The 13,507-nt window shown below is 60.7% G+C and carries 10 protein-coding genes; 4 read left to right on the top strand and 6 right to left on the bottom strand.

The window, feature by feature from the left end; genetic code table 11:
• Positions 1-323 precede the first annotated feature (323 nt).
• Positions 324-950 carry a hypothetical protein gene (locus tag AX735_RS22980; protein WP_066284924.1) on the top strand — a complete coding sequence of 209 codons (627 nt, stop codon included), beginning with the start codon at positions 324-326 and terminating at the stop codon, positions 948-950.
• A gap of 33 nt (positions 951-983) precedes the next feature.
• On the opposite strand, the gene AX735_RS22975 is transcribed toward AX735_RS22980, so the two are convergent.
• Both AX735_RS22975 and AX735_RS22970 read right to left on the bottom strand, forming a co-directional pair.
• Positions 984-2,987, bottom strand: a complete 2,004-nt coding sequence (locus AX735_RS22975; protein WP_066284914.1) for a UvrD-helicase domain-containing protein — start codon at positions 2,985-2,987, stop codon at positions 984-986.
• Positions 2,984-4,957 (bottom strand): AAA family ATPase, encoded by a 1,974-nt coding sequence (locus AX735_RS22970; RefSeq protein ID WP_066284910.1) that lies wholly within the window; start codon positions 4,955-4,957, stop codon positions 2,984-2,986. Before AX735_RS22970 ends, AX735_RS22975 begins: the two co-directional genes overlap by 4 nt.
• Before the next feature lie 257 nt (positions 4,958-5,214).
• Here AX735_RS22970 and AX735_RS22965 point away from each other — a divergent pair, with 257 nt between their 5' ends.
• Together AX735_RS22965 and AX735_RS22960 are read left to right on the top strand one after the other, a co-directional pair.
• Positions 5,215-6,084, top strand: coding sequence for a hypothetical protein (locus AX735_RS22965; protein ID WP_066284909.1), 870 nt, complete (start codon positions 5,215-5,217; stop codon positions 6,082-6,084).
• 293 nt (positions 6,085-6,377) lie between these two features.
• Positions 6,378-6,890 (top strand): DUF6933 domain-containing protein, encoded by a 513-nt coding sequence (locus tag AX735_RS22960; protein WP_066284908.1) that lies wholly within the window; start codon positions 6,378-6,380, stop codon positions 6,888-6,890.
• A 65-nt stretch (positions 6,891-6,955) separates the two neighbouring features.
• Here AX735_RS22960 and AX735_RS22955 read toward each other — a convergent pair whose 3' ends face one another.
• From AX735_RS22955 to AX735_RS22945, 3 genes are read right to left on the bottom strand one after another with little or no spacing between them, the layout of a single operon-like run.
• Positions 6,956-7,690: an RES family NAD+ phosphorylase gene (locus tag AX735_RS22955; RefSeq protein WP_066284907.1), complete on the bottom strand. Its 735-nt coding sequence runs from the start codon at positions 7,688-7,690 to the stop codon at positions 6,956-6,958.
• Positions 7,687-8,100 (bottom strand): MbcA/ParS/Xre antitoxin family protein, encoded by a 414-nt coding sequence (locus AX735_RS22950; protein ID WP_066284906.1) that lies wholly within the window; start codon positions 8,098-8,100, stop codon positions 7,687-7,689. The genes AX735_RS22955 and AX735_RS22950 overlap by 4 nt, the downstream gene beginning before the upstream one ends.
• Before the next feature lie 53 nt (positions 8,101-8,153).
• On the bottom strand, positions 8,154-11,303 hold the full coding sequence (locus AX735_RS22945) for a strawberry notch C-terminal domain-containing protein (RefSeq protein ID WP_446471855.1): 3,150 nt from the start codon (positions 11,301-11,303) through the stop codon (positions 8,154-8,156).
• Positions 11,304-11,427: 124 nt separating this feature from the next.
• Between AX735_RS22945 and AX735_RS22935 the strand changes: the two genes are divergently transcribed.
• Entirely contained in the window at positions 11,428-12,090 is a 663-nt protein-coding gene (locus tag AX735_RS22935) for a lytic transglycosylase domain-containing protein (RefSeq protein ID WP_066284904.1), read from the top strand.
• 89 nt (positions 12,091-12,179) lie between these two features.
• On the opposite strand, the gene AX735_RS22930 is transcribed toward AX735_RS22935, so the two are convergent.
• Complete coding sequence (locus tag AX735_RS22930; protein ID WP_066284903.1) at positions 12,180-13,451, bottom strand: tyrosine-type recombinase/integrase; 1,272 nt, start codon at positions 13,449-13,451, stop codon at positions 12,180-12,182.
• Between the last annotated feature and the right edge of the window lie 56 nt (positions 13,452-13,507).

Raw genomic sequence — 13,507 nt, 5'->3', positions numbered from 1 at the left:
GCTCGCGTCAAGCTAACCCGCTGGCACCACTCAACTTAATTTCGGATCAGGCTCTAAGGAATGCAATTAGGTCACGTTTTGTTCTATCACGATCCGGAGGCGCTGTGAAGGCCCAGATTTTGCCGTTCGCCAGTCGCGTCGGTCAAGTTGAGCAGACAGACCGCTAGCGGGTAATCGCAGCCCGTGCCGGTATATCCGATGTTGGGGCGCCTTCCAGACGAAGTGATTCCTTCACAGCTTCTGTCAGGAGCAGACATTCATATATTCTGTGGCCTTGTCGATTTGCAGTTGTCTTCCCGCACAGGCTGGAGATGATGCCGAGCATGGATAACTTCCCGAGACGCGTAGCCGAGAATATCCTCCCATTGTCGGTCGCAGGGACTTTGCCTGCTGCCTTCCGGGAATGGCAGTTCACCGGCCAAACAGTTGATCACGAGATTCCGGAGGAGACCTGCCGCCTTTGCGACAAGGAGGGTCTTCGATACCATTTCGAGATCCGGAACGATCAAACGGGTCACCGCCTCGACGTCGGTTCCGAGTGCATCCTCAAATTCCAGGTCGCTGTCTTCGACGAGGGCCGCGAGCTGGGGCCGGACGAGGCGCGTAAAGCCCTGGCCGAACGAATGCGGCAGATGAGGCTCGAAAGCTGCCTGCGCGCACTGGAACGGCTTGCAGCGACCGAAGCGAACGACATCCTTTCGAATGCGCTCGCTTACTATCGGATCCACAAATCGCTGACGCCGAAATTCGCGAATGTGGTGTTCTGGCGATTGCAGGCCAACGCAATCGATCACGACCCGACGTTCTTCAAGGTGCGGCTAGATAAGGCGAGCTATGTCGCAGATCTTGGGGCAATGCCCCGGCGCAACGTCCATCGCATCTGGAAAGCGCTGACTTCAGCCCAGCGAAAAAAGGCGATCGAGCTCGGCCATTCCGCACCGCAGGAGTGAGGGTGCGGACAGGCAAAAGTCCGCGACGCAATTTCAGGGCCGCCAGACGATCTGATGGTTGGCGATGTCGCCAATGTTCCAGTTACGCGCGCGCAGCAGCACGAGTTCGGCATCCGTGAAGGCATCGCTCCGCATGGCCAGGCAAACCAAATGGGAAGGGCGAGTCACCGCAACATAATGCTGCTTCAGGCTCTTGCGTAGCTCGGGCTTGTTGGCGGTCAGTCCTGATCTCGCGCCCGTAAGCCAGTCCTTTATCCGAGTGAGGTGCGACCCTTTGTAGTGGGTATCAAAGACGAGCGTGGCGAGATGAGTCTCACCTTTGACAGAATGGATCGAGCCGACCTTGATCCGGACCGCAGGCTCCACGCTCGGGTAGGAGAAGATGTTGCCCGGCGTAGCCAGAGCACCGACCGCTCCCAGCTCGTCGTCCCACGCCATAAATTCATCCGCACTTCCCGCTGCGGCGCCCGCCAGCAAAGCGGTGGCAATATCTGTGATCGGCTTCTTCCAACTCTGCCACACCCGGGCGTTCGTAGGCAGTTCTCCGGCCGCAACCTTCAAGCACAAAAGATGAAACCGTCGGAGTGTCGCAGCATCGTGTTCGAGAAGCCGACCCAGCTGGCGGAAGCGGTTGGCCAGCTTCGGATGTCGAACGGACGGGTTGAGCATCGTCGCCAGCCGCAACACGGCGTCGGCGGCCTTCTCGGTTATGGGACGAACATCTCCTGTTCCGGCCGCGTCCCGGACACCGCGCCTGAGATAGCCGATCAGGGTGGCAGGTCGCCCTTCGATGTGGGCAAGCTCATGATCGTAACCCTCCCAATAATGGGCCACGCAATTTGGCGGGTCCGGTCGATTAGTATCGCGATGGATCGCACCGACAGCAGCGAAGATGCCAGTCGCGCGCTCTGCGGGACTGAACCGCGTCGTCAGGAGATGTGCAAACGCCGGTAGCACGGCCGTGGCATGCTGGGTGTCGAAGAGCAGAATTGCAGCGTGTCTGCCCTGTTCGGCTTCAGGATGCTCGCGCAGACCGATGAGGCCGGGAGGGGACAATGCGAGCCCGTCAGCCAGGGTCGCGATCTGGTTGCCGAAACGATGGCTGTTGGCCACCGGGATGGAAATTTCTGCGTTGGGAAATGCATCGCCGTTCGCGCCATCCACATCGGCTGCGGATGCACTCCCGTAAATCGCTTGGTTCATGTCGCCGAAACGCTGACGCACGACCGGTTGATCGTCGTCCATAAACAGACGGTGGAGGATTGAGGACTGGACGTCATCATTGTCCTGAACCTCGTCCAAGAACAGCATCGGGAATCGCCGACGGACCGCTTTTCGCAAGTCGGGATTGCGATCGAGGGCCTGTGCCGCCCAAATCATCATGTCATCGTGGCAGAAATATCCCTCCGTCGTCGTCGCCTGACATGCGGCAACGAGCGCCTGATAGGTCGCAGTGTGCTTGCCAAGCAGCCCGCCACCCCAAGGGATATCGCCAAGATCGTGGTCGGCGTCGATGATGCGAAGGAGATCTTCGCGGCGCTTGGTCTGCAAAACCCGAGAGCGCTGGGGCGGGGTCAGTTTGTGCAATCGCCTGCGGAGGCAAATGTCGTCGTCGATCGCGACCACATCGATCCCCTGCGACCTGAGCCAAGGAAGCGCGATGAACTGATTCACGAACCCGTGAATCGTACCGATGAAGTGCGGGTAAGCAAGAATCGAACGGCCGGCAGGGTCCGCGCCAAGCCTCTTCTCGATCTCCAGCCGGGCGACATTGGTGTGTGAGAGCACGCAAACGCCAGCGGCTGACGGGGTCCAGCGTTTCGCGAGGATCGCGAGCTTCGCGACAAGCAACGTCGTCTTTCCGCTACCGGGGCAAGCTGCGACGTCGATCGATTCGTTTGACCGCAAAACGGCAAGACGCGCATCGTCGCCGTCCGCTCCGTGAAACGCCAAGGGCGGCAAGCCCAGGCTGGCGCACGCAGCGGCAACGTCCTCGTCACTGACGGGCCGCGCCAGAAGTTCCAATACGCCGATCACGCCGGCGCATCGCCGACATTGCCCGTGGCATAGTCGATCGCCGCCCGTATATAGGCTGGCAGGCGCTCGCGAAGTGCGGCCGGAGTGAGACGGCCCTTCTCCGCTGCGCGATCGAGCAACGCCGCCAGATATTGGGCCGCAATCGCCTTGGAAGCGCCGCCTCGATACTTCGCATATACCTGCGTGCTGCGGCTCTCAGGGTCTAGTTCGGGCAGGTTGCGGAAGCTGCGCATCGAGGTACGCAGGACTTGGGCCACCGTCGCTCGACCCGCATGAATACGTTCGTCCGCGATCGCGAGATCCGCGGCAATCCAAACCTCTCGCGCAATGCCGAAATGCGCTAGATCATATTCGAGAGTCCATTCGTCGGCGACAAAAGTACGGACCGATTGGCCGTTGGCGCGGGAAGCAATCGAAGCGCGGTGGTTCTCAAGGCCGTCACCCTCGAAGTCGCCCTTCTTGCGCCACCGCCTGCTACTCTTCGCGGGCTCCGAACCGTCCGGTGCTGTGAGATCAAGTATAGCGACCGCACAATCAGGCATCACATCCATGTCGGTCATGCAGGCCACCGGGACGTCGAGGAGCCCCTGTTCGTTCACCGCGCGGCGCTGAAAAATTCGCCCATATCGGCCCAGGCCCGTACCTCCGACGTTGACGACCGACACGCCGTGGCGCGCCAAATCCCTTCCGATCAGCCGGGCGAGCGTCGGCAGGAGGATGTTCTCGGCATCGCCTTCTACGATGATGACACCCCGAGCGAAGAAGAGGTTCGCCTTCGTGGCATCGAGAAACCGCTCGAGAAACGCATAGTCGTCCGGCGCGAGCAGAGTGTGCTCGGGCCCCATCGGGAACGCTCGCCCGTGACGAACTAGAACGAGGTTTTCCAGTTTCAGCGACGAGGCAAGCGATGGACTGTGGGTCGTCATCAAGACTTGAAGCCCATGTTCGGCACCTCGATCCACGATCGCCTTCTGCTTCAGGAAGTCGATCAGCAGATGCTGGCGCTGAGGATGAAGATGGGCCTCGGGCTCCTCGATCAGCAATGCGGGATAGCCGTCCGTTTCTTGGCTGAGGAGAAGTAGTTCGGATGCCATGAACAACAGATTGTTGGAGCCAAGGCCGCGCCCCGGGGGCGGGTCGGCGACCCCGTCGTCACGCAGATCGAGCTCCAGCTTCTCCAACAGTTGCCGCAGCCGTGCGGATTTGTCGCCGCGAGCACCACTGACCGAGATCGCGCCTCTCAGCGTATCGCCCTCGAACGAAAGCTTGGCGAGATAATCGTCGTTCAAGCGTGCCCGCGCGTTGCCGATCCCGGCCTGACGTTCCAGCAACTCGTTGGCAAAGTCGCCGATGCCGAGTACGCTCAACGTCGCTGGATTTTCGGGGAACGCCGCGGGATTGAAGTCCTCGCCGACGCTCGCGATCTCTTCGGTCTGTTGGAGGATCTGTGCAAGCCTAGAGCCGCGGCCGGCTGAAAGGGCCTGATCGGCGTTGCGGAGTGGCCGCAGATAGGTCGCGCAAAGGAGAGCACGTGCCGAGGCCTCCAACGCAGGCCCACCGCCGGTGGCACCCGAACGGCACTCTACGGTCGTGAAGCGTCGAGTCGGGCCGCGGGAGCCCGCCACCGCTTGCCAGTGCAGAAACAGATGGGCCTTGCCGTCGAGGTGGGTGAGATGCTCCAGAAAGGCGCCGCAATCTTTCGCGCTGAGCGCGTCGAACCGCAGGAGAATGCGAATCTCGTTCCTGGCCACGCCGCCGCCCGGTGGCTGATGGAAATCCGCCTCGCCGACCCGGAAGTAATCCTGGCCTCGTGTACCCAGAACAAGCCGGATGGCATCAACGATGGCGGTTTTGCCGGAATCGTTCTCTCCCACCAGTGCCGCGATGCCGGTCGGCAAGGTCAGTTGAAACGCGGCGTCCCCTTCGCCAAAAGTTCTGAAGTTCTCGATCCGTATTTCGGCTAGCCGCACATGTCCTCCCCGGAAGGCTCGCTAAGATCCATTCCTCCCACGCAACCATAGCGTTCTTGCAGCTACAAAGCACCGATATTGGCGCGGCCAACCCTCATCCATTTTGGCGCAGATCACCGGCACCGCTCACCACCTATTATCCTAGCCGCCGCAATCTGTCTGCTGCATTGGAGGCGTTCATCAGTCTCGCGCATGATCATGTCGGCACTGTTTCTTAGAACCAGCTTACGTCGAAGGGGCCGCCCGTGATTCTTAACATGCCGACCAAATGGCGTTTTGGATCGCCAGGAAAACTGGATCGACCGGCGGTAAATGCTTTCAACTCGCTCATCCACGCTATCGCGGCGCAGGCCGAGTCCAGTTGGGAAATACTCGAACTCTTCAAGGCGAAGTTCAATGGCGGCACCAGTTGGAGCTCCAACGAAAGCTGGGCGATAGGCGATCTTCAGAATGCGATGAATACCTCCGCTGACAATGCGGCGACCTTCATCGCAGCTTTCTGGGACGGCTGCCAACAGGTCCATCGCGAACATCCCACCATCGGCCTGCCTGACGTCGACATCATCAACCAAATATTGTTCGACCACGGCGCCCCCTTTGAGGTGCGGCCGCCCGACCTCTTGCCCCGCAATCCTCAGACTCCGATCCCGGTCCAAACGCCGCAGCGATCGATCGGCGAGCAGGCCGTGGAATTGATCCACGCATCTCTCGATCAAGCCGACCGGCTGCTTCTCGAGCAGCGGCCGCGACCCGCGGTCCAAGAAATCCTCTGGCTGCTGGAGACGGTCGCCACCGCCTTCCAAGGACTGGATACCGGGACTGGCACGATCGAGGGCAAATATTTCAACGAGATCGTCCGAAATCTGCGCAATCATCACCGTGGCGGCGCGCTCGCCGAGGCTCTGGGCTGGATGACCAAGATGCACGGATTTCTCTCATCACCAACGGGCGGGGGTGTGCGTCATGGCACGCAGTTGGCTGCCGACGTGTCTCCGACGCTCAAAGAAGCGCATCTCTACTGCAACCTCACGCGAAGCTACATCAACTACCTGCTCGCCGAAGCAGCGGATGCCACACCAGTTGCGCTCGCGAGAAATCCGCCCTTCGGCACACCGACCCGTCAATGAAGTACGAATGTGCGCCGCTTGGGTTCTTGACAATGGCTCGATTGCAATTCCAATCGAGGTTTGCGCGCTGGCCGTCCTGCAATATGCTTGGGCCCGCACCATCAAAGGATCGATCTGTCCGCCTTTGCCCTCTCCGATGACTCCCTTATGTCCGCTTTGGGGGCTGAAGCTGCCATTTTCGTGAATACCCGGAACGGCGTGACTTGGTCGGTCCCTTCAATTCCAACTATTCCAGCGGCGTGGCCGGTAGCGTCAGTGGACGCGCTTGACAGCGAGCACTATCCTAAGCCGCCATGTTTCACCTCCACTGCACCAAGAAGCTGCTTGATCGGATCAAACCCGAGATCGCTGAGCCCGGACAAAGCGACACCGCCCTGGGCAACTGGTATGCCACAGTGCTGTTCTGGAAGCCGCAAGTCGCTTTGCTGGTTTCTGAGCGCACGCTGCTTCCCGTGCTTATGCCCCTGGCCCCAGCGGCTACGCTTGCTCTAAGATTCCCGGCACAATTGGCGCTGATTCTGAAGGAGCACGGCGTCTCATCTGAATTCATTGCCCAGGAAATCTGGCGGATGAACCAGGTCCGGTACGCAAAGACTGCGAACCGGAGCGTCGTCGGCATCCTCAATGAGTTCGTTAAGCAGGCCGAATTCAGGCTGGCCGCCTATGCCTATGAAAAGGGTGATGATGACGACCTCCTGGCGATTTCGGCCAAGCTAGCGGAGACGCCATGTAGCCCGCTGTACAAGGGCCCGGTTTCGCCGGACAAAGCCCTTCATGAACTCGTGAAGGCTGGTACGCAGACTTGAGTCTGCTGGCCGGACACTATGCTCCCAGATCCTACAGCACTCGGCCGGAAGGCCAACTCATGCGGTCAGACAGGATCGGGCGGCAAATCGACGATACGGAAAACAGCTCCCGAACCGGCATCGCGGACAAGGTCAACGCGCTGGCCATCCCAGTGATAATCGAAGTGGCGCCCCTGCAAAGGATTTGACGCGCAGTCCGGATAGAAGAGCGCGACGCATTCCCCGCCTGGATTTCGAATGCTCGGATAGACAAGGCCGTCCGATCCCGCGCCCCTGAGATTCGCAGCAAGAGCTTGAGATGCCGCGTAGCTGTCAGGGTCCAGCATCGGGGTCGGTTCTGCATCTGCAGCTCTAAGATCATGGAGGTCAGCATCGACTGACATGACGATCTCCCGGAATTGCGAGGTCCATCCAGGCGCTTCCCCGGTTCGCGCCATGAAGCGGGCATGGTGGTGAATTGTCTCGAACAGCGCGGTTTCAAACCGGTCGCCGACATAGAGCACACCATAGCTGCCATCGGTAAAGCGACTTGGCCTGTCGGTGCTGACATGGGTGAACGGTGCCATGAGGTAGGAAGCGCCATTGCCGCCAACGCGGCGATCGATCGGCACCAGCTCGAGATTGCCAATCGTCGCCATGATGCGCGGATTGGTCTTCTGCTCTGCCGAGATCAGCAGCGGCCAGTCGGCTGGATCAGCGATGTCTTCGAAAAGGTCGATCGGCGGAAATGCACTCCGGATGATCCTGACAGCGCCCTTCCACTCAACTCGAGAAACGGGGATGGCCGCCGTTCCGCTCACCAGCCACCACGCTCGGCGTCGAGGTAGCGACGCACCCGCATGATGTCGGTGAGTTCGCCTCCGAGCATCACTTCGAGCGCACTGGCTCCACCGAACGCGTTATTGGCTGCCCTGATCCAGGCATATCCCCGCGTCGCCTCCGAGAAGATGATGCGGAGCGCCTTGTGGATACCCATGAGGTTGGAGAGACGCGCACGCCCATCACGCGAAACGCGCCCAGGGCCTTCGGCCTTCCAGCGGCGATAGGAGCGCACCGGCATGTCGAGCAGGGTTGCAGCCTGGTCGTCTGTCAGCTCCCATTTGACGAACAGATTGAGGACTGCCCGGAACATGGCAGCTGCCTCGTCCTGGCTAATCGGATCGGGACGGAAAGCGGTAACGGCAGTATCAACGGGTTGCAGAGCCAGCATGGCATTTCTCCATATGGCAGCATATACGCTCAATAATGCCATTTGGCAACGGTCTATGCGGATGATGCCAATCTGGCAATCACGCTCGCCGCGCCCTCGATCGGCACGAACAGCCGGGTCTGGTAGCGGATGATTTCCGTGAAGCAGCCTTGGGCCTTGTACCAGTCGAGCCGCGGAGCGCCCCACCCGGTAAGCTCAATTCGCTGTGAGCCATTGACCAGACTGCGCTTGACCATGATCTGCTCACGGCCGGCAAATTCCATGGCTCGGCCGGTCGCCAGGACGGTCTGGACGATGTCATCGGCGGAGAGCGTCTGCTCGCGTTCCAGACCCAGCGCCTGGCACAGTTCCGGAACACAATGGAGAGGAACCTCCCGGCCAAGGAGCGACCGGCCGTCCGCCGCCGAGATGCGGCTCACCCTCACGAAATCCGAAGGGAGCTTATCCCAGACCGGCAGCAGGAGGCCCGTCGCAAGATAGAGGCGCTCGCGCTTGAGGCTGGACCGCGCTTCTTCAACCTCGGCCGCCCAGGCTTCGCGGAAAGCGTCAACGGAGATACCCTCCCAACTGCTTTCAGCCAGCTGATCATCAGTGATGTGACTGCGCTTCAGCGGGCGCAGCAGCTCGAAGCGGGACACGCGCGTGCCGTCATCGGCAAGAATGCTGCGGGCGGGCACAAGCAAGGCAACTCGTCCTGATCGGGCGTTCCGAACGTGCCGCTGGCTTTGCCCAGTGAGGCCATAAAGCTCCTCAAGGCGCTTCAACGTGATCGGCTTCACGGCCCGGGCGATTTCCAGTTCCAACAGATGGGTGGTAGCGCCCGAGGCCGGATCGGTTCGCAGCAATGTGTCCGAGATGACCGTGAAGTCCTCGACTGCGATGGTCTCAAGGCCCAGATCGAGTGTGCCGGCCTGACGGGCGGCATCGATACGCGCCTCGACGAGCCCCATGAACTCGTCAAAGATCGCGTTCTGCAAAGCGATGGGAAGTGCGAGGATGCGGTTGAGCCAGCGCTGGATCGACGGCAGGTCATCGACCATAGACCCGTCAGGAGCTTCGATTCTGAGGCCCGTCAGCTTCTGGAAGCGCCCGAGGCTGACTGCTTCGAGCTTGCCGGTGAACAAGAGGCCGAACCAGCGGTGGAGCGCTTCCTTGGCGTAGATGCTTTCGAGGTTATCAGACGGATCGAACAGGTTCTGTCCGCCGGTCTGGCGCTGCCCGCGTGTCAGAGCTCCGAGGCTGTCGAGCCGCCGAGCAATCGTCGAGATGAACCGGCGCTCACCGCGCACATCGGTCGTCACTGGCATGAACAGCGGGGCTGATGCCTGATTGGTACGATTGGTCCGCCCTAACCCCTGGATGGCGGCGTCAGCCCGCCAACCCGGTTCGAGCAGGAAGTGAACGCGGCGAGCCTGGTTCTTCGCAGCTAGATCTGCATGGTAGCTGCGTCCGGTCCCTCCGGCGTCGGAGAAGACCAGGATGTGTTTGGTCCCGTCCATGAAGGCCTCGGTTTCAGCGACGTTGGCGCGCGGCGACCGGGATTGCAGCTTCTGACGACCATCACGGCCGACGATGAGCCGTCGCGTGCGACCAGTGACTTCCGCCACTTGGTCGACCTCGAAGCGTTCGATAATGGCATCAAGTGGAGTGGCGATTGGGGGCAAGGCGCAGAGCTGTTCGATCATCCGGTCGCGCGCGGCGAGTGCCGATCGGCACAATATCGGCGCGCCGTGCTCGTCGCTCATCGGCTCGGAGCGAGGATTGCCATTTTCATCGGTGAAGACGGCCATCAGCCGGACAGGAAAGCTCTTGGCGAGATAGTCGATCACATATTCCCGCGGGGACAGATCGATCTCCAGAGCTTCGCGTTCCTCGTCCGACAGGTCGGCAAGCCGACGATTGAGCATGGCTTCTGCGGTCGAGACGAGCTGGACGACAACGGCGTTCCCCTCGGCAATCGCGGCGTCGATGGCTGGCAACAGGCTGGGCAGCTTCAACGAAAGAAGCAGCTGCGCGAAGAAGCGCTGTTTGGTTCCTTCGAAGATCGACATTGCTGCGGACTTGGCCCCCGAGTTTAGCGTCCCCCCGGTTTCGCTATCGACGATCCGCGTGGCCTCCAGCGCTTCGCGCAGGTTGGCGTGAATGATCGCCCAGGCCTCAGCGTAGGCATCATAGACCGCGATCTGATCCTCGCTAAGGCGGTGCTCGAGGATCTCGTATTCGACGCCGGCGAAGGACAATGCGCGCGCGGTGTAGAGGCCGAGCGACTTGAGGTCCCGGGCGACCAGCTCCATCGCTGCGATTCCACCGTCACGAATGTCGGCGACGAAGGCCTCGCGATTGGCGAAGGCGGTCTCCGGCCCCCACAGCCCAAGGCGGATCGCATAGGCCAAATTGTTGACGTCGGACGCGCCGGTTGCCGAAGCGTAAAGCACCCGCGCGCGGGGCAGGAGGTTCTGGAGGCGAACGCCAGCGATACCCTGCTCCGAGCCCTTGACCTTGCCCCGCGAGCCTTCTCCGCCAGCAGCATTGGCCATCCCGAAGAGCTGCATTGCTGACAGGGCGCTCTCGATACCTTCGGCAAGACCCAGACGCCCCTGCACTGCCGGCGCAAGTCTGACGGCACCACAGCCAAGGGTGCCAAGCGCACGCTTGGGCCGCTCGAAACCGGCCAGCTTGCCTCTCGCCACGTCGAGAAATGTCCTGTGTACTGCGATAATGCCCATGTCAGTCGTGACTGCCGCCAACATCGCAGGGATAAATTGAACTGCCCCGCGTGGTCCGAGCGGCGTACGTTCCAGGTAACGGAACTGGTCAGATGCGCGCTGGAGACCGCGCTGTGAGAGATATCGTTCGACGGGACTGTCGGAGATCGCCGAAGCCGATTGCCACAAGCGTCGCGCATTGGGGCTGAAGTCACCATGATTGTGCCGATCGGCGGTAAAGGCGCCAGAACCGTCAAAGAGCTCGCGGCTGCGAACGCCCTGGCGATCCAATGCTGCAATGACGTCCTCATTCGAACATCCGGCGAAGCAATGGAACAGGATGGCCTTTCGCCCCAAGGTCACGCTGAGCGACGGTGTGCGGTCGTCGTGGGCGGGACAGCAGCACATGCCCTTGCCCTGGCGCCATGTTCCGTTGAGGCGTTCGACAATCGTGCGGGCGCGGCGTTCGAGTTGATGACTGTTCTTTAGCTGGGGCATCGACCTTCTCCGGTTGAGGTGCCCTCCCCGTGCAGCCTCCGCTCTGCACCAGCGCCAAAACATTTTCCTACGCCCTATGTTCTTTATATGTTCTCTCTCGATTCGGCTATAGAAGGATCGAGAAATGCCACTGAAAACCCTGATGATCGGCAGCATTGGCATCGCCATCGCGTTTGCCACTCCTGCCAGCGCGCAAGACCTGCCGGCTCCCCACATGCCCGAAGAAAGTGACAGCCGCTCCGATGGCATCCGGATTGCAGAGGCATCGAACGGGTTCCAGTTGGTCGAGCATGGGCTCTGGCAATCGGCGCAAGCCGCCCCAGCACCAAGTTCGAGCGTTGCAGAACATGGACGGGTCAACCTGCCGTACAGATACGAGCCCAAGGCCAAAACTGCCCCATCCGGGTTTCGGCGGGCGAGCTACCTGCCCCACGTCTATGCGGCGGAAGCGAAGTATTCATTGCCTACCGGCCTGCTCGACGCGCTCGTCTGGACGGAATCCCGCTATAACCCCCTTGCTGTCAGCCCGGCAGGAGCTGCGGGCCTTGGCCAGCTGATGCCAGCAACGGCAAAGGAACTCGGCGTCTTCAATCGCTTTGACCCCATGGCCAATATCTTCGGCGCGGCGCGGTATCTGAGGCAGATGCTCGACAGGTTCGGCGTGGTTCACCTCGCTGTCGCGGCCTACAATGCCGGTCCAGGTGCAGTCGAACGCGCGGGCGGTATACCGCGGAATGGCGAGACGCCCGGATATGTCCGCGACGTCCTTCGCCATTGGCGCTTTTAGCGGTCTATCCGCAAGTTAGCCGAAACAGAGGCAATCGACGGATTGTTGCCGGGCTGGACCATTTTGCAAGCAAGCGACTGCACGGGAGTTTAGCCGCTTTTGGCCTCGGCTGGGTACTTGGCTACAATCTGCATTACCTCCTTACCCCACAACGCCAACGCCTCGCGCTTCTCGTTGGTATACTGGTGTCGGTGATAGACCCCCGCCACACCGGCCATAGCTGATCCTGACTGGTGATTGAGGACCGCTTCAGAAACCACCAGAGGTATGCCGAGACGCTGGAGGCCAGTTGCCACCGTCCGCCGAATGTCATGCATTGTGAAGTGACCGGCTTCGTAGCCGAGCTTCTCGTCCACGCTTGCTCTGATCCGCTTCCATGCTTTCGAGAGGCCGCTAACGCTGTTCGTGCTGGTGACCTTCGATGCCAACAGAATCTGGGATTGCTTGTGAGCGTCGTCAGGGTCGATCCCTGCGGCCATGAATACCTCTGTGACGACTGCAAGAGCCTGCGCGGACAGCGGCACCACATTCGCTTTGCCATTTTTCGCTCGGTCGCCTGGGACGGTCCAGACCTTCGCCTTGAAATCGAACTCGTCACAAGCTGCATCGAGCACTTCTCCCCGGCGTTGAGCCGTAAGGACAAGCATCTGCACAAGGTGACCGAACGGATAGCCATCCTCGACCGCAGATTGCCATAGCGCCGCGAGTTCTCGGTCGCTGAGTACGCGATCACGAGGTTCATTCCGCTTCGGACGCCACGCGTCCCGGCAGGGATTAGCAGGCATATGCTCGAGTCTGGTGAGTGCCCACGTGTAGAAGGTCGAAAGATGGCGATAGACGATCCGCGCCATCGTCAGGGTTTCCTTGCCCCGCTCGAATGCGATCTTCTCAACAAAGCGGCTCACGTCACCTCGGGTAATGGAGTCCGCGAGGCGGTCTCCCAGCTCGGGCTCAATGTACTTTCGGAAGACCCGATCGAACTCCCTCGCGCTGCGCTTTTTGCCCTCGATCTGCTGGGACAGATACGTCTCGTAGAGCTCGGCGACCGTACCGACGCCCTTTGACCCCTTCCTCTTAGCACCCGGCTTCCTGGCAATGCTCTTGCCCTGCTCGACATCGACAAGCAGATCGCGCGCCTTCTTACGCGCATGGGCGAGGGTAAAACTCGGACCATGGCGTCCGATGGTCACATTCAACCACTTGCCCTGAACCCGCTTGCGCAGAATGTATGTCTTGATACCACTGGCACCCATGCGGAGCCTCAGGCCGGGGACGATACCATCGGCCAGCTCAATCTGACCAGCCGCCGGCGCCTTGAGCCCTGCGATCTTGGCGTCCGTCAAACCTACTTTGTTCGCCATATGTACCTGCTACCTTAGGTAGCTTTTTGTAGTGGATACTGGCGAACATTTCAAGA

The organism is Blastomonas sp. CCH1-A6 (genome assembly GCF_001556365.1).
GTDB lineage: Bacteria > Pseudomonadota > Alphaproteobacteria > Sphingomonadales > Sphingomonadaceae > Blastomonas > Blastomonas ursincola.
The sequence above is the reverse complement of the archived record's forward strand: the minus strand, read 5'-3'. Positions and strand labels throughout refer to the sequence as shown.